Raw genomic sequence first — 15,708 nt, 5'->3', positions numbered from 1 at the left:
CTGATGATTAGAATTGGTATTGACGTCGGCGGCACCAATACGGACGCCGTCATCATGAATGGGCCGGAGGTTATTGCCGGCGTGAAGTCCGCAACCACGGCGGATGTCATGAGCGGTGTCGTCAACGCGTTGCGCGATGTTCTCGCAGCGTCCAAGATGGAAGCGTCCGCCGTCGATTTCGTCATGATCGGCACGACGCACTTCACCAACGCGGTAGTCCAGCGCCGCGATCTCGCACAGACGGCAGCCGTTCGCCTCGGCCTGCCGGCAACCGCCTCGCTGCCGCCGATGGTCGACTGGCCGGAGGATCTGAAGCAGTCGATCGGCAACCACGCCTATCTCGCCCATGGCGGCAACGAATTCGATGGCCGCGTGATCTCGCCGCTCGACGAAGACGAGCTCTTGAAGATTGCCGACGACATTAAGGCCAAGGGCATCAGCACGATCGCCATCACCTCGGTATTTTCCCCCGTCAGCGCCGATTTCGAAAAGCGGGCGGCCGAGATCTTCGCGAAGGCGATCCCCGGTGCGCACATCACCATGTCCAGTGAAATCGGTCGGATCGGCCTGCTCGAGCGCGAGAATGCGGCGATCATGAACGCCTGCCTGCGCGATCTCTCCGCGCATGTCATCGATGCCTTCCGCAAGGCGATCAGCGAAGCCGGCATCAAGGGTAAGTTCTTCCTCACCCAGAACGACGGCACGCTGATGGATGCGTCCTTTGCCGAGAAGTTCCCGGTTCTGACCTTTGCCTCCGGTCCCACCAACTCCATGCGCGGTGCAGCCTTCCTCTCCGGCGTTGCCGACGCCATCGTCGTCGACATCGGCGGCACGACATCCGACGTCGGCTCGCTGCATAAGGGCTTTCCACGCCAGGCAACGGTTGCCGTCGAAGTCGGCGGCGTGCGCACCAATTTCCGCATGCCCGATGTCTTCTCGATCGGTCTTGGCGGAGGTTCGCATGTCGTGGAAACGGATCAGGGTCTCAGGATCGGTCCGGTTTCGGTCGGCTACCGTATCAAGACGGAAGCCCTGGTCTTCGGCGGCCAGACGTTGACCACGACCGATGTTTCCGTTGCTGCCCGTCATGCCGAACTCGGAGATGCCTCCAAGGTGTCGCACCTCTCCAGGGATCTGCTTGAGCGCGCCGAGGACAAGATCCACGAGATGCTTGAGGATTGCGTCGAGCGTTCGCGGCTCTCGCCCGATCCTCTGCCTGTTATCGTCGTTGGCGGTGGGTCGATTCTCGTCACCCGTCCCCTTGCCGGTCTTGAGGTGATCAAGCCGTCTCACTTCGGCGTCGCCAACGCCGTGGGTGCGGCGATCGCCCAGGTCTCGGGCGAAGTCGACCGCGTCTATGCTTTGGCTGAGCTTGGCCGCGAGAAGTCGCTCGAAGATGCCAAGAACCGTGCGATCCAGGCCGCAATTGCTGCAGGCGCATCGCCGGAATCGATCGAAATCGTCGATGTCGAGGATGTGCCGCTCGCTTATTTGCCGGGCAACGCCACGCGTATCCGCGTCAAAGCCGTAGGAGAGCTCAATGGCCGCTGAAGGTTATCTGCTCAAGGAAGAAGACCTGCTGCCGCTTTCGATCGGGGCAGCATTGCTGGGGACCGGCGGTGGCGGCAATCCTTATGTGGGCATGCTGCGTGCCCGCGAACTGATCCGCAAGGGCGCCGAAGTCCGTATCATTCCGCTTGATGCGCTAGAGGATGGCGATTGGGTCGCAGAAGTCGGCGGCATCGGTGCTCCAGTCGTCGGCGTCGAGAAGATCGAAGAGGGCGGCGAGTGCTACCGCGCCATGCGGGCCGTCGAGGAGACGGCGGGCGTCAAAGTGTCTGCCGTCATCTCGGCTGAGATCGGCGGCTCGAATTCCATCGAGCCGATCATCGCGGCGGCGATGGCGGGGCTGCCGGTTGTCGATGGCGATGGCATGGGCCGTGCCTTCCCGGAAGTGCAGATGACGACCTACATGATCTACGGTGCTGACGTCTCGCCCGCTGCAATCGCTGACGAAAAAGGCAATGTCGTTGTCTTCAAGGACATCATCGACATGTTCTGGCTGGAACGTTTCGCCCGCGACGTCGCGGTCGCGATGGGGGCAGGGGCCGGATTTGCGGTTGCGCCCATGCGCGGCGATTTCGTCAAGCGCACCGCGGTCCCCGGCACGGTGTCCCAGGCTCTGGCCATCGGCCGTACCGTGCTCGATGCACGCGCCAAGCGTCAGAATGTCGTCGAGCGCGTCGTCGAGACCACCGGGGCCAAGCTGTTCTTCACCGGCAAGATCGTTGACATTCGTCGCGAACTCACCGGCGGCTTTGCGCGCGGGCATGCGATCATAGCAGGCACGGGGGACTGGACGGGTTCACAAGCACGCATCGCCATCCAGAACGAAAACCTCGTCCTTTGGATCGATGAGCAGCCTGCCGTCATGGTGCCGGACCTGATCATGAACCTTGAAATAGACACCGGCGAGCCCATCACCACGGAGATGCTGCGCTACGGCCAGCGCGTCGCCGTTATCGGCCTGCCGGCCCATGACCTTTTGAAAACGCCGCGGGCGCTCGAAATCGTCGGGCCGAAAGCCTTTGGCTTTCCGGAATTGACGTTTGAGCCTTTGCTGGTTCGTCAGGCAGCGGAATAGGGGCGGCCATGAAAATTCTCAGAACGATCTATGCCGAGGATCTTGAAGACATCGCAATCGGCGGCGCCATTCTTGGTACCGGCGGCGGTGGCGACCCCTATGTCGGCAAGCTTATGGCACAGGAAGCGATCCGCAAGCACGGGCCGGTCAAACTTGTCGATGTCGAGGACTTGCCCGACGATGCTCTCGTCGTGCCCGTCTGCATGATGGGCGCGCCGACGGTGATGACGGAGAAGCTGCCGCAGGGCGACGAGCTGGTCACCGCCTTCCGCAAGCTCGAACAGCTCCTCGGTCGCAAGATCGACGCGGTTCTGTGCGGCGAGGCCGGCGGCGTCAATTCGACGACGCCCTTTGTGGTCGCGGCCGCAACCGGCCTGCCGCTTGTCGATGGCGACGGCATGGGGCGCGCCTATCCCGAGCTGCAGATGGTGACCTTCACGATGCATGGCGTGTCGGCGACCCCGATGGTGCTCTGCGACGACAAGGGCAATTCGCTGGTTCTTGAAACAGTCAGCAATGGCTGGACCGAGCGGCTGGCACGCGCCGCAACCGTCGAAATGGGTGGTTCGGCGCTGCTGGCATTCTACCCGATGAGCGGAGACATCGCGAAGAAGGCGGTGGTCCGCGGCACGCTCTCACTCTGCGCCAATCTTGGCCGGACACTGCGTGAAACCCGGGCGGCCCATGCCGATCCGGTCACGGCGATCACGAAGATGCTTGGAGCCAGTATCATTTTCAACGGCCGCGTCAGGGATATCGATCGCCGCACCGTTGGCGGGTTTGCACGTGGCAGCGCCCGTTTCGACGGCCTGGAGACCTGGAAGGGGCATAGCTTCAAGCTCGACTTCCAGAACGAATTCCTGATGGCCGAGCGCGACGGAGAGATGATCTGCTCCACACCGGATCTGATCACGTTGCTCGAGGCGGAAAGCGGCAATCCCGTTACCGCGGACTCGCTTCGCTATGGGCTTCGGCTGGTGGCTCTGGCCTTTCCGTGCAATCCGCAGTGGCTGACGCCCGCCGGTATCGCACTCGTCGGACCGCGCTATTTCGGCTACAACGCCGATTATACACCCTATCCGTTCTCGTGAGGCAGGGCTCACAAGTCTCCGATCCATCGGGATTCATACAGGCGGCGGCGAGCTACAGGGACAGCCCGCCGCCGCCTCGACGTTCGGAGCTTTTCATTCCTGTTCGGACAATCATCTTGTCCTTGTTTGCCTGCGGGCTTCAACGGGGCGGGGCGATGGAAGCGCGCAAGATTAGCCGGCATTCCATCTTCAGCCGCACGGGCGGCTTCTTTGGCTGCGCTATCTTTTCCAGAAGCTCAGCCACTGCCCATTGGCCCATATCCTCATGCGGCAGCTTCAAGGTGGTGAGCGGCGGCAGAATCTTTCGGGCAAGGCTTTCGTCATCGAAGCCGACGACGGAAATATCGTCGGGGATCTTCAGGCCGCGCATCCTGATGGCGTCATAGGCGCCCATCGCCACCCGGTCTGAAAAACAGAACACCGCCGTCGGCGGTAATGGTAGATCAAGCAGCTGCAGCATCTTCTCGCGGCCAAGATCGAGTGACCAGGCACCGGAGACGATCAATTCCGGATCGACGGCCATGTCATAGGTGGTAAGCGCCTGACGGTAACCGCTCAGGCGATCGCGGGCCGCTTCCAGTCGATCCTTGCCCGCGTCGATCATGGCGATGCGGCGATGCCCGGCCTTTATCAGCGCCTCCGTCGCCGCAAAGCCGCCGGCAAGATCGCCGGGGATGATGGAGGAGAACTCGGCGCGCTGCTGATGGCAGTTGAGGAGTACGGTTGGATAGTTGGAAAGTTTGGACGGCAGCACCGGCGCCAATTGGGTGATGAGCGTGGCGTAAATGACGCCGACGATCTGCCGCCGGCCCATATAGTCGAGAATGGTTTCCGCGAACTCGACCTGTCCGCCGGTCACCACGGTCACCGCCGCCAAGCCGCGCTCTTCGGCCGCCTCGCGCACGCCTTCGATCAGCGGCGCGGCGTGATGCGAAGCCATCAGATCATCGATGAGGAGTACGATGATGCCGCCGAGCGAGTGATTGGCAGGCGTGGCCTTTTGGTAGCCAAGCTCCTCGGCCACGGCCAGCACACGATTGCGCATCTCCTCCGAAACCCGCTTGCCGGGCGCCTCGTTCAATACGAGTGAAACCGTCGCATGCGAAACGCCGACCTTTGCAGCGATATCGGACATTGTCGGTCGTTTCGTTATCTTGTCGTTCACGCGGTTTCTTTCTGAGGCAACTGGCCGGCACGTTAGAAAATCTGGCGGACAATGTGAAGCGGCAGGTCTTGCGAGTGTTACATTTTTAAGTTACGAAACTTGTATGTAACTTATTTTGTGACTAAATCCAACTGGAAAGCTTGCGGCCCATGACCATCGCCTCCCGCCGTTTCGCCGACACCCATTCCGGGCCGCGTGCAAGCCTGTCACTTGATGGGATCTGGGATTTTCAGCTGGAGGGGCAAAGGCAGACGACGATTGCGGTGCCGGCCCCCTGGCAGGCGCATTTTCCGGATCTGCGCGCCGCCGCCGGCGTGGCGACTTATTCGCGCTCGCTGGTCGTGCCGGAGGAGTGGCTGGGACGTCAGGTGGTCGTGCATTTTGGCGCGGTGAACTATTTCGCCGAAGTTTCGGTCAATGGCCGCCGCCTCGGCTCTCATGAGGGCGGCTACCTGCCGTTTGAATTTGTCATCCCTGCGGATGTGCTAAGTAGCGAATTGCGTCTTGAAGTAAGGGTCACCCTGCCGAGTGCCGATGCCAAGGCTTTCCCCGACTTTCCGTTCGACGAAATCCCGCACGGCAAGCAGAGCTGGTACGGCATGCTGGGCGGTATCTGGCAGTCGGTCTGGCTCGAATGCCGCAGCGAGGCGCATGTCGCGCACCAGTCCATTCGCGCCGATCTCGCCACTGGGGATGTGACTGTCGATGTCGAGCTGGCCTCGGCCTTTACCGGTGCTTTGAACATCACGCTTCTGGATCGCAACGGTGCGGTGGCAGCGTCGCAAGAGCTTGCCCTCGATGTCGCGACCCAAGCTTCAGTCACGCTCAAAGTTGCCAAGGTCAAGGCCTGGTCGCCAGATGATCCAGCGCTTTACCGGGCTGTGGTTGAACTTTCCGAGGGTGGCGCCGTCATCGATGCCGTGGCCGAGAATTTCGGTTTTCGCAGCTTCGAGGCGAGAGACGGAAAATTCTTCCTGAACGGCCAGCCATTCTACATGCGCGGCGCGCTCGATCAGGATTATTACCCGGAAGGCATCTACACGCCGCCGTCGCTGGAGTTTCTGGAGGATCAGGCGCGTAAGTCGAAGGAACTCGGGCTCAACCTGTTGCGCTGCCATATCAAGGTTCCCGATCCCCGCTATTATGATGTGGCTGATCGCTTCGGCCTGCTGGTCTGGACGGAAATTCCCAATATTCAGACATTCACAGAGGCCTCGGCCAAGCGCCTGCTCGACACGATGGAAGGCATCCTGCGCCGCGACGGCAACCACCCCTCCATCGTCATCTGGACCATCATCAACGAAGACTGGGGCACGCGCCTTGTCGAAAGCGCCGATCAGCGCTCGTGGTTGTATAGCGCCTATCATTGGCTGAAGAAGAAGGACCCGACCCGGCTCGTGGTCGACAATTCGGCCTGCGTTCCGAACTTCCACATCGTCTCCGACATCGATGACTACCATTACTACGCCTCGGTGCCGGAAATGGCGCGTGAATGGGCCGATTGGGTCTCGGCCTTCGCCAAGCGGCCCGACTGGTCCTATTCGCCGAACGGCGATGCGAAGCGGCGCGGCGACGAACCGCTCGTCGTCTCCGAATTCGGCGTCTGGGGGCTGCCGCATCCCGACAAGCTGCTGCAGGACGGCAAGGAGCCGTTCTGGTTCATCAATGGCCTGGAATGGGATAGCGAAGGCGCGACCTATCCGCATGGCGTCCAGCAGCGCTTCCGCACCTACCAGTTCGACAAGGTCTTTTCGTCCTTCGATACTTTTATCGAGGATGCGCAATGGCATCAGTTCAATGCGCTGAAGTTCGAGATCGAGGAAATGCGCCGGCATGCCTCGATCCAGGGCTATGTCATCACCGAGCTGACCGATCTGCACTGGGAGGCCAATGGCCTCATGGACATGGAGCGCAATACGCGTGCCTATCACAGCCGCTTCCACGAGATTAACACCGATGTCGTCATCGTGCCGCGCATGCAGCGCTATGCGGTCTGGGCCGGTGACACGGCCGGCATCGAGCTTGAAATCTCAACCGGCGGCAAGGCGCTGCCCGCCACCGAGCTGAGCTGGAGCATCGATGGCGCAGATACGGGCAGGATGGCGGTCGCAGCAGCGGACGCAACGTCCGTGCACCGCCTGCCAGCGCTCAATCTGTCTTTTGGGGCGGAAAAGGCCGGCAAGCAGATCAGCGTCCAGTTCACGCTCACCGCCGGTGGCAAGGAGCTTGCGCGCAACAGTCTCGACATCAGCGTCTACGCCCAAAGGTCCAAGCCCGCGCTTTCCGTTTTCTCTGGTGAGCCCGAGATTGCAGCCTATCTGGCCGCGCTCGGCTATGAGGTCGTCGGTGCCGACGAGGCGGATGTGCGGGTTGCATCGACGCTGAGCCAGGCCGATATCGACGCCATGGAGCACGGCGCCCGCTACGTGTCGCTTGCCGATATCGCGCCCGCACCGTTTGGCAACCTGCGCAATGACCAGCCGAACTGGAATTATCCGACCGGAGGCGATCGCGGGCAGCCGATGCCGCAGATGCGCGTCACCGAGCGCAACGGCACCATCTGGAAAGGCAACTGGGTCACCGGCTTTAGCTGGGTGAAGCGTTCCGGGGTATTTGCACGGCTGCCGGGGGGGCCGCTCACCGACCTTTCCTTCGTCGGCGTCAATCCCAACCGCGTCATCACCGGCTTCCGGCCGATCCATTTCGATGGCCTCGTCCATGCCGGCACGATGGCGGGCTGGATTCACAAGCCCTGCGCGACCATTGCCGAGCGACGGGTCGGCGCAGGCCGCATCGTCGCCACGACCTTTGGCCTGATGCGCGAACCTGCTGGCGCCGATCCGGTGGCGGCAGCCTTGCTGGATGGAGTTATTGAAACGGCCGCCTCCTAGGCAGCCAATGGAGTGAAGCCGCCGTGTGACCGGGAGGAGGTCCAGGTGGCCAAGACAGATGGGAGCTCATCTGCTTCCCACGCTGCGACGCAAGACAAGAAGGCCGGGAGGCCCCGGCAGGAAAACCGATCATTCTGGAGGAGTGAAAATGCGTAACCTGTTGAGAACATCGATTGCGGCGCTAGCCGTCATGGTTGCCTTCCCCGCATTCGCGGTCGAAAATGTGGTCTGGTGGGACTTCCTGTCGGGAGGCGACGGCGTGCGAATGAAGGCGCTGATCCAGCGTTTCAACGATGAGCACAAGGACAAGATCCAGATCAAGGGTACGACTCTTGAATGGGGCATTCCCTATTACACCAAGCTGCAGACATCGGCGGCCGTCGGCCAGGGACCGGACATTGCGACCTACCACCTGTCGCGCCTGGCGGCTGCTGTTTCGGCCAAGACCGTATCGCCGATCGATCCGAAGGAGCTTGAGGCGGTTGGCCTGAAAGACGGCGACTATCCGCCGAATGCGATTGCCGCCTCGACGGTCGACAATGTGCGCTACGCCGTTCCCTTCGACGTGCATGGCGAGGTCCTCTACTACAACAAGAATGTGCTGAAGGAGCTGGGGGCGCTGGGCCCGGACGGCAAGCCGACCGGCATCGATACGCTGGAAGGCTGGCGCGCGCTGTTGGCCAAGGCCAAGGAGGCCGGCAAGAACGGCGTCGTCATCGCATCATCCAGCGGCGATTTGCGCGACATCTATACCTTGTTCGGTCAGTTGGGCGGCCAATTGACCGCGGACGGCAAGTTCCTGCAGGGCGACAACTTCGACAAGATGGAGAAGGCCTATGCCGAGGTCACGGATTGGGTGAAGCAAGGCTGGGCGCAGCCCTATGTCGATTCTGAAACCATCACGCCGACCTTTCTGGCCGGCCAATCCGCCTTCTTCCTGAATGGCAATTGGGAATTGCCGACCATGGAAACCGAAGTGGCGAAAGGCAATGGCTTCAGCTACGGCATGGTCAACATTCCGGCCTGGATGGGCAAGCCCGCCAACTGGTCGGACTCGCATTCCTTCGTGATCCCCAACAATGTCGGCGTCACCATGTCCCCGGAAAAGCGCGCCGCGGTTCTCGAGGTCATCCGGTGGATGAATGTGAATTCGCTGGAATGGGCTGCCGCCGGCCATATCCCGGCCTATCTGCCGGTCAGCACATCGGACGCGTACAAGGCGCTCAAGCCGCAGGCCGACTATGCCGCCATGGCGCTCAACGCCTTCTACATGCCGAAGACGCCGCTGACCGGTGCTGCCTCCAAATTTGACGATGACTGGCAGAACATGGCGTCCGGGCCGCTGAACGGCGAAGGCGACCTGAAGGAGACGCTGGAAAAGTTCCGCGATCACATGAACGCTCAGTGATCGGTTCCGTTCAACAGCTTCCGGGGCTGCTCGGGCTCCGGGAGCGCATAAGCAAGGCGGGTGACGGATGGGTGCGGTGAGCAACAAGAAGCAGGATAGCCTGATTGCAGCGCTGCTGGTCGCTCCGGCCGTCATCGCGTTTATGGTGATCTTCGCCTATCCGACATGGCGCATGGTGGCGATGAGCTTCACCAATGCGCCATTGATCGGCCCCGGCGAGTGGGTCGGGTTCGACAATTATGCGCGCCAGCTCTTCTCGCCTCAGCTGCAAAAGGCGCTTCTGAACACGCTGTACTTCATCGTCCTGACCGTCATCCCGGGCACATTTCTCGCGCTGTTCATCGCCATGGGCGTCAATCGCCTCGCCGGACGCATACAGATGTTTGTCCTCGCCTGCTTCTTCCTACCGTCCATTCTGCCGGTGTCCGTGGTGACGCAGATCTGGACCTGGATCGCGAACATGCAATACGGCGTCATCCAGGATGTCGTCGGGCTGTTTACTGGTGGCCGGCCGCTGCCGCTCTTGCGTTCACCAGCCTATTTCATGCCTTCCGTCGCCGTCGTCACCATCTGGTGGACGATCGGCTTCAACATTCTGCTCTTTCTCGCCGCCCTGCGCAGCATTTCGCCCGACATCTACGAGGCAGCGGCGCTCGACAATGCCAGCCGCTGGCGGGTCTTCTCAAAAATAACCTGGCCGCTGATCTGGCCGGTCACGGCGCTGGTGCTGACGCTGCAGCTGATTGCTCAATTCAAGATTTTTGCGCAGCCCTACCTGCTTGGCTACTTCGCCCATACGCCGGCTGACGCGCAATCCGTGGTCATGTCCGTGATCTACGATCTCGCCTTCAAGCAGAACAAGGGCGGCGAGGGCGCAGCCGTCGCCACCATTCTTTTCGCCATCATCCTGATTGCCTCGGTCTTCCAATATCAGTTCCTGCGTGCGCGAGGTGAAAAGTGAGCGTTTCGACACCCGATCGGCAGGCGAGCCCGGAACGGGCAAGCGGTGGCATCGCGGCGGGCAGGTGGAGCAGCCGAGCGCTGACCACGCTAACCGTGGTCGGGGCATTGATCTGGTTCTTCCCGCTTTACTGGGCGATCGTGACGTCGCTGAAGTCCGACACCGAGGTGGTAAGCCCGACGCCGGGGCTCTTGCCGAAGGCACCAACGATCGAGCCCTATCTCTACGTGATCGGTCGCTCCAGCATCGTGCAATGGTATGTCAACTCGGTCGGCACATCGACGATCATCGCCTTGGTGGTCTTGGTGATCAGCGTCTGCTGCGCCTATGCGCTGAGCCAGATTCAGTTTCCCGGCCGCCGGTTGATCTATGGTGCGTTGATCGCCTCGGTCATGGTTCCGGCGGAGGCGCTCATCATCAATCATTTCGTATTGATGAACTCATTCGGGCTCATCAACAGCTGGGGCGGCATCATCCTGCCGCAGCTGGTGGTGCCTTCGGTCATCATCATCCTCAAACAGTTCTTCGACCAGATCCCCAGGGAGTTCCGCGAGGCCGCGATGCTCGATAATGCCGGCCATTTGAGGACGCTGTGGAAGATCTACGTGCCGATGAATTGGGGCGTAATCACCGCCCTTGGCATCACCACCTTTATCGCGGCATGGAACAACTTCCTGTGGCCATTCCTGGTCGCGACTTCGGACGCGACGATCACCATTCCCGTCGGCATCACCCAGGTAAAGGATGTCTTCGGCGTGCGTTTTGCCAAGGACATGGCCGCTGCGGTGCTGGCCGGTCTTCCCGTCGCCATTCTCTACCTTGTCTTCCAAAGGCAGATCACGCGGGCCATCATGCTGTCGGCTGGAATAAAGGGATAGGAGCAACGCGGCCCCTTCTCGGTGCAGGCCTTTGCACTTGATTGCCGATCTTCAGATGTCGAGATTGAGCTGGGACTGCGGCTCAGCTTCATCGGCTTCCTCATTCGTCAGAGACGAAAGGGTAATGCCGAGCAGGCGGACGGGACGCCTGAACGGGTAGACGGTTGCCAGAAGCGCGGATGCCGCCTCAAGGACGTCACTCACGTTTGCAACCGGAAGCGGGCTGGTCCGGCTGCGTGTTGCCTGAGTGAAGTCCGCATATTTGATCTTCACGGTCACCGTCTTGCCGCTGATGCCACCCGTCTCACAGTAGCGCCAGACCTTCTCGGCCAGGGGGAGCAACTCCGCCGTTGCCAGCTCGAGATCGTCGATATCCTCGACGAAGGTGTCTTCGGCACCGATGGATTTCCGAATCCGGTTGGGCCTTACCTGGCGTTCGTCGATGCCGCGGGCGATGCCGTAGAAATACGGCCCCGATTTTCCAAAATGTTCCTGCAGGAAGGCAAGAGATTTCGATTTCAGATCGAGCCCGGTCTCGATCCCGTATGAGCGCATACGCTCGGCGGTTGCCGGCCCGACGCCATGGAATTTGTTGACCGGAAGAGCCTCGACAAACGCCGGTCCATTCTTCGGCGTGATCACGGCCTGGCCGTTGGGCTTGTTCAGGTCGCTTGCCATCTTGGCGAGGAACTTGTTGTAGGAAATGCCTGCAGAGGCATTGAGCCCGGTGACGTGCTTGATCTTCGCCCTGATCTCCAGAGCGATCTCGGTGGCAATGTCCATGCCCTTGAGGTTCTGGGTGACGTCGAGATAGGCCTCGTCAAGCGAGAGCGGTTCGATCAAGGGCGTGTATTCGGCGAAGATCTCGCGGATCTGTTGCGATACCGCCCTGTAGACGTCGAAGCGAGGCGGCACAAAAATCAGATCCGGGCATTTGCGCTTTGCAGTCACCGAAGGCATGGCGGAGTGAACGCCGAAGGCGCGGGCCTCGTAGCTCGCAGCGGCCACCACGCCGCGCGCTGCGGATCCGCCGACGGCCAGTGGCTTGCCGCGGAGTTCGGGATGATCCCGCTGTTCGACCGATGCGTAGAACGCATCCATGTCCACATGGATGATTTTCCGGACCTGGGTGGCGCTCGTATCGTTCATGATGGTCTCAGCGTTCAATCCGCGGGGCTCAGCATTGCCTTCTGATCGCGCGCGCTACTTTCTTTCAACATGATGGCCAGTGGTCGATGAGGTGCCGCATCCAGCCGATTCTCCAATATCCCGACTGCTGGCGGCATTGCTCTGCGAACATATGCGCCGCCTGACCGCAGCGGCTCGTGTCGGCGGTATCAATAGCATGCTCGGTGTGACGGCGTCAGATATCCCATTGAGCGAGGATGTGCTCATGACGACCTTCCTGCGGCAAGGGATCAAGGCCCTGGGCGTTAGTTGGATTGCGGGCGCGGAATACAACCAATCGGCTGTGATAAGTTGAAATCAAGTTGTAGCGTAAATAGGGTAGAAGCTGTGGCGCGGCCTGGATAGCGTGTGGGTGACGACATTCAGTTCCATCGATTGGAAACCATGGGGAAACGGGGAATGAACTCAGTGCGTCGTCGCGTTCTTGCGTTCTTGGGGGGTCTCATACTGGCAAAACCATCTTTCGGCAGCCCGGCGAGCAAAACGCCGGCATTTGCCACATCGCGCTCCAGTTACACCCCCCGCCACATCCTTTGCTTTCTCGGCAAGGAGAATCGGCTTGCGGCCTTGCAGGTGAGTGCGCGCGCCGCCATCGGCATGTTCGGCGATATCTTTACCGTCGACGAGGAATTTTCGCGGGATGAGCCCGATGATCGGATGGTGCGGTCATTCAATATCTGCTGGGACCGCGTCGACCCCGACGCCTATGAGGAAGCCGACGAGGATGCTGTCGCCGTTCACGGATCGGTTCTCTACGTCCTCGGCCCGCCGATGGAGCCGGAGACAACCGTAGCGACAACGGCAAAGGCCCTGATGTTCGTGCAATACATGCTCGATCACGATGCGATTGCGGCAAAAGGCGAAAGCGCGGGCGTAGCACATGGCGCGCGACGATGGAGGGAGCTTTTCGAGCAGGCGCGTGATGCCGCCGCTTCCGGCGATTCACTGGCACTTGCAAAGGCTTGCCGTCTCGCCTTCGCCCGCCGACCGATTGGAGACGATGCTGAGGGAATGGCCAGCGTCGGGTTTCATCTGGTTGGCTTGCCTGACGTGCTGGTCAAGCTTGACCGTAAGGATGGTCAGTCGCCGTCCACCAATGAAGAACAGCTGAAGATCGCCGCGCTGATTGATGAAGTGGCCGAGGAAATGACGCGCGACGGCGTTGAAGCAGCCCTGGCGAAGCGTCATGTCACCCTATCGGACGATACTCGCTACGAGGAGACCGAATATAAGTTCAACCCGTTCGGAGTGGCGACAATTGTCGGGCCGCGGAGATCGCAATGAGGGCAGCGCGCCTGAGAGCAACGCTCGTCTGCCTTGGCGTTTTCACCGCCTTGTCGAGCGCTGCCCGGTCCAATGAGAGCGTTACGGTCCCCGGCTATGCACCGGCAACCGGGGTTGAGCACAGCTATCGCGTCCAAAAGGCGACCGAGAACGACATGTCGTTCTGGTTCGACAAATCAGGCGCCACGCCGCTGATCACACGCGGGGATTTTCGCCAGAAGATGACCGTTCTGTCGCGAGACGAACAGGGCATGCGAGTTCGCTGGTCGCTCAGCGCCGACCTGCCGAATGGCATCGGAGGTGCTGCCGATACCTATCAAATGAACTTGCTTTATCGCAATTCTCTCACTGCCTATGGCGTTAGCGCGCTCGAACTCGAAACGGATTTGAACGGCTATCCGCGCAGCCTGCCCGGCGCTGATCAGATATTGGCGCATATGCGGCAGATGGCGGCAAATGGACCGGGCGGAGCGGTCGCCGTGCCGGAAAGCAGTGTCGACAACATCATCGACAGAATAGAGCAAAACCCCGTTCTCATTGTCACCGCCCTGGTGCCGGAAGCGCAATTGCTGGCCTCCGGGCAATCCTATCAGGATGAGGCTATGGAAGTCGGGCAGGCCTTGGCGGCATCGCGCAACGAGGATTATGGCGGCGTGAGTGTCCCGGTAACATCGACCTGGGTGCTGGACTCCACTGACGCGGCGGCGCGCACAGCGACCCTTTCGGTGACGGATGCATATGATCCGGCGGTACTCAGCCAGTCGCAGCAGGAGGTGATCGCCAAGCTCATGGCTGCCTTTGACGAGCAGGTGAAGAGCCTTACGGCCGATCAGCTGGCTTCCGTCAGGCGCGCCGACAAGAAGCGGATTGCGAAGTTCGTGGTGTCGCTGAACGATGGTTCCGTGGTTGAGGCGTCGGAAGTCGTAACGATCGCGATGGCGGGCACGACATTGCGCACCTACACCTACATGCGACGCGAAGACGTGCCAGCCAGCCTGCAGGTGCCGCCGATCCTGACGGCGGCGGTCCAGCCGACGCCGAACCTGCATGTCGAACCGCTGCCGCCGGTCAATGCCGGGCCGGGTGTCCTCGATGAGCTTTCAACATCCGAGGCGCCGGCAGAGCAAGACACGGCGGTCGTGACCAGCAACGATCAGGCCAAGTCGATTACGCCGATCTGGCTTGAGGTGAAGAGCGCCGAGGTGGTCTCTGCTTCCAATCCCTACGGGTTTGCACTGAATATCGTGCTCACGCCGGAGAGCGCAGAGAAGTTTCGGGCGTTCACCCAGGCGGCGATTGGTCGGCAGGTGCAGATAGTGATCAACGACAATGTCGTCATGGAACCCTGGATAAGGCAACCGGTCACGGACGGTCGCCTGACGATAGACGATGGGCCGCAGATGAAGGTTTTGGGGTTCGTGAAGGATCGGCTGTCCGTTCCTGGAGCGAAGATCCTCGTGCGCCCGCGCTCATGAGAAAATGGCTCGCAACTGGGCCGATCAGCCATGGTTGTTTCAAGCGGAGGCCTGCGAAGGACGGGTAGTTCAGCCGAAGACGGCGCGAAGATGACCTGGCTCCTGATTGCCAAGGGAGCAGCCCCGGGCACGGACGACCTCTATGAGAAGGGCCGTTATGACCAGGCATTGGCCATATGGCGCGCTGAGGCTGAACAAGGGCATTCTTCGGCGCAAAACAATATGGGTGTCCTTCATGCGCGCGGACAGAGCTAGGAAGCTCAACGCCGATCAGGGCCGCACGATCGTCATGGTGATCCATGATCTCAATCATGCCGCCCAATATGCGGACCATCTGGTCGCGGTCGCCGATGGTGGCATCCATGCCGTGGGCAGCCCCACTCGTCTGCTCACCCCTGATCTCATCCAAACGGTCTTCGGCATCGAGGCGATGGTCTTTCCTCATCCGATAGATGGTACGCCTCTGTACCTGCCGTTCACCGGTGCCTCGAAAGGCCATGCATGAAAGCCGTCGCCAATCGTGGAGGTCGGCGCCATAGACATCGCGCGTGAGACCGGCTGCTGGACGCAGCGCCGGTCTCGTTCGGGGAATGTGATCTTCTAGGCTGCCGAGGTGCCGATGTCAGCCACCCCCCTCAAGCTATTCTTGCTTGGGTATTTGGATCGAAGAAGACGGTTTTATCGAGGTTGAACGCGAGGCGAGCGTTTTGGCCGGCCTGGATG

Annotated in this window: 13 protein-coding genes; 11 read left to right on the top strand and 2 right to left on the bottom strand. The window is 60.8% G+C overall.

Features of this window, described 5'->3' with window-relative positions; translation table 11 throughout:
* Positions 1-3: 3 nt before the first annotated feature.
* The 3 genes from ACQZ6F_RS31275 to ACQZ6F_RS31265 are packed head-to-tail and all read left to right on the top strand — an operon-like array spanning position 4 to position 3,735.
* A complete protein-coding gene (locus ACQZ6F_RS31275) occupies positions 4-1,551 on the top strand; it encodes a hydantoinase/oxoprolinase N-terminal domain-containing protein (RefSeq protein WP_449095903.1) in 1,548 nt (515 codons plus the stop codon).
* Complete coding sequence (locus ACQZ6F_RS31270; protein WP_449095902.1) at positions 1,541-2,644, top strand: DUF917 domain-containing protein; 1,104 nt, start codon at positions 1,541-1,543, stop codon at positions 2,642-2,644. The genes ACQZ6F_RS31275 and ACQZ6F_RS31270 overlap by 11 nt, the downstream gene beginning before the upstream one ends.
* An 8-nt stretch (positions 2,645-2,652) precedes the next feature.
* Positions 2,653-3,735 (top strand): DUF917 domain-containing protein, encoded by a 1,083-nt coding sequence (locus ACQZ6F_RS31265; RefSeq protein ID WP_267554981.1) that lies wholly within the window; start codon positions 2,653-2,655, stop codon positions 3,733-3,735.
* Positions 3,736-3,874: 139 nt separating this feature from the next.
* On the opposite strand, the gene ACQZ6F_RS31260 is transcribed toward ACQZ6F_RS31265, so the two are convergent.
* Positions 3,875-4,900, bottom strand: coding sequence for a LacI family DNA-binding transcriptional regulator (locus ACQZ6F_RS31260; protein WP_449095901.1), 1,026 nt, complete (start codon positions 4,898-4,900; stop codon positions 3,875-3,877).
* A gap of 149 nt (positions 4,901-5,049) precedes the next feature.
* Here ACQZ6F_RS31260 and ACQZ6F_RS31255 point away from each other — a divergent pair, with 149 nt between their 5' ends.
* The 4 genes from ACQZ6F_RS31255 (at position 5,050) to ACQZ6F_RS31240 (ending at position 11,038) form a co-directional block, all read left to right on the top strand.
* Entirely contained in the window at positions 5,050-7,791 is a 2,742-nt protein-coding gene (locus ACQZ6F_RS31255) for a glycoside hydrolase family 2 protein (RefSeq protein WP_449095900.1), read from the top strand.
* A 148-nt stretch (positions 7,792-7,939) separates the two neighbouring features.
* The gene (locus tag ACQZ6F_RS31250; RefSeq protein ID WP_449095899.1) at positions 7,940-9,199 is read left to right on the top strand and encodes a hypothetical protein; all 1,260 of its coding nucleotides are present in this window, start codon (positions 7,940-7,942) and stop codon (positions 9,197-9,199) included.
* Positions 9,200-9,266: 67 nt separating this feature from the next.
* Complete coding sequence (locus tag ACQZ6F_RS31245; protein WP_449095898.1) at positions 9,267-10,160, top strand: carbohydrate ABC transporter permease; 894 nt, start codon at positions 9,267-9,269, stop codon at positions 10,158-10,160.
* 95 nt (positions 10,161-10,255) lie between these two features.
* Positions 10,256-11,038: a carbohydrate ABC transporter permease gene (locus ACQZ6F_RS31240; protein WP_449095987.1), complete on the top strand. Its 783-nt coding sequence runs from the start codon at positions 10,256-10,258 to the stop codon at positions 11,036-11,038.
* A 51-nt stretch (positions 11,039-11,089) separates the two neighbouring features.
* Here ACQZ6F_RS31240 and dinB read toward each other — a convergent pair whose 3' ends face one another.
* The gene (dinB, locus tag ACQZ6F_RS31235) at positions 11,090-12,187 is read right to left on the bottom strand and encodes a DNA polymerase IV (RefSeq protein ID WP_449095897.1); all 1,098 of its coding nucleotides are present in this window, start codon (positions 12,185-12,187) and stop codon (positions 11,090-11,092) included.
* 79 nt (positions 12,188-12,266) lie between these two features.
* Here dinB and ACQZ6F_RS31230 point away from each other — a divergent pair, with 79 nt between their 5' ends.
* The 4 genes from ACQZ6F_RS31230 to ACQZ6F_RS31215 all read left to right on the top strand — a co-directional run bounded on the left by ACQZ6F_RS31230 (position 12,267) and on the right by ACQZ6F_RS31215 (position 15,490).
* Entirely contained in the window at positions 12,267-12,521 is a 255-nt protein-coding gene (locus ACQZ6F_RS31230) for a hypothetical protein (protein WP_449095896.1), read from the top strand.
* A gap of 104 nt (positions 12,522-12,625) precedes the next feature.
* A complete protein-coding gene (locus tag ACQZ6F_RS31225) occupies positions 12,626-13,510 on the top strand; it encodes a hypothetical protein (protein WP_449095895.1) in 885 nt (294 codons plus the stop codon).
* On the top strand, positions 13,507-14,985 hold the full coding sequence (locus ACQZ6F_RS31220; RefSeq protein WP_449095894.1) for a SecDF P1 head subdomain-containing protein: 1,479 nt from the start codon (positions 13,507-13,509) through the stop codon (positions 14,983-14,985). Before ACQZ6F_RS31225 ends, ACQZ6F_RS31220 begins: the two co-directional genes overlap by 4 nt.
* Positions 14,986-15,220: 235 nt before the next feature.
* Positions 15,221-15,490, top strand: coding sequence for an ATP-binding cassette domain-containing protein (locus ACQZ6F_RS31215; protein WP_205910614.1), 270 nt, complete (start codon positions 15,221-15,223; stop codon positions 15,488-15,490).
* The last annotated feature ends 218 nt before the right edge of the window (positions 15,491-15,708 follow it).

It is taken from the genome of Rhizobium sp. A22-96 (assembly GCF_053521805.1).
The sequence above is the reverse complement of the archived record's forward strand: the minus strand, read 5'-3'. Positions and strand labels throughout refer to the sequence as shown.

Coding starts and splice junctions, on each gene's coding strand:
- ACQZ6F_RS31275 (WP_449095903.1), top strand. CDS start 4: ATGATTAGAATTGGTATTGACGTCGGCGGCACCAATACGGACGCCGTC.
- ACQZ6F_RS31270 (WP_449095902.1), top strand. CDS start 1,541: ATGGCCGCTGAAGGTTATCTGCTCAAGGAAGAAGACCTGCTGCCGCTT.
- ACQZ6F_RS31265 (WP_267554981.1), top strand. CDS start 2,653: ATGAAAATTCTCAGAACGATCTATGCCGAGGATCTTGAAGACATCGCA.
- ACQZ6F_RS31255 (WP_449095900.1), top strand. CDS start 5,050: ATGACCATCGCCTCCCGCCGTTTCGCCGACACCCATTCCGGGCCGCGT.
- ACQZ6F_RS31250 (WP_449095899.1), top strand. CDS start 7,940: ATGCGTAACCTGTTGAGAACATCGATTGCGGCGCTAGCCGTCATGGTT.
- ACQZ6F_RS31245 (WP_449095898.1), top strand. CDS start 9,267: ATGGGTGCGGTGAGCAACAAGAAGCAGGATAGCCTGATTGCAGCGCTG.
- dinB (WP_449095897.1), bottom strand. CDS start 12,187: ATGAACGATACGAGCGCCACCCAGGTCCGGAAAATCATCCATGTGGAC.
- ACQZ6F_RS31225 (WP_449095895.1), top strand. CDS start 12,626: ATGAACTCAGTGCGTCGTCGCGTTCTTGCGTTCTTGGGGGGTCTCATA.
- ACQZ6F_RS31220 (WP_449095894.1), top strand. CDS start 13,507: ATGAGGGCAGCGCGCCTGAGAGCAACGCTCGTCTGCCTTGGCGTTTTC.
- ACQZ6F_RS31215 (WP_205910614.1), top strand. CDS start 15,221: ATGCGCGCGGACAGAGCTAGGAAGCTCAACGCCGATCAGGGCCGCACG.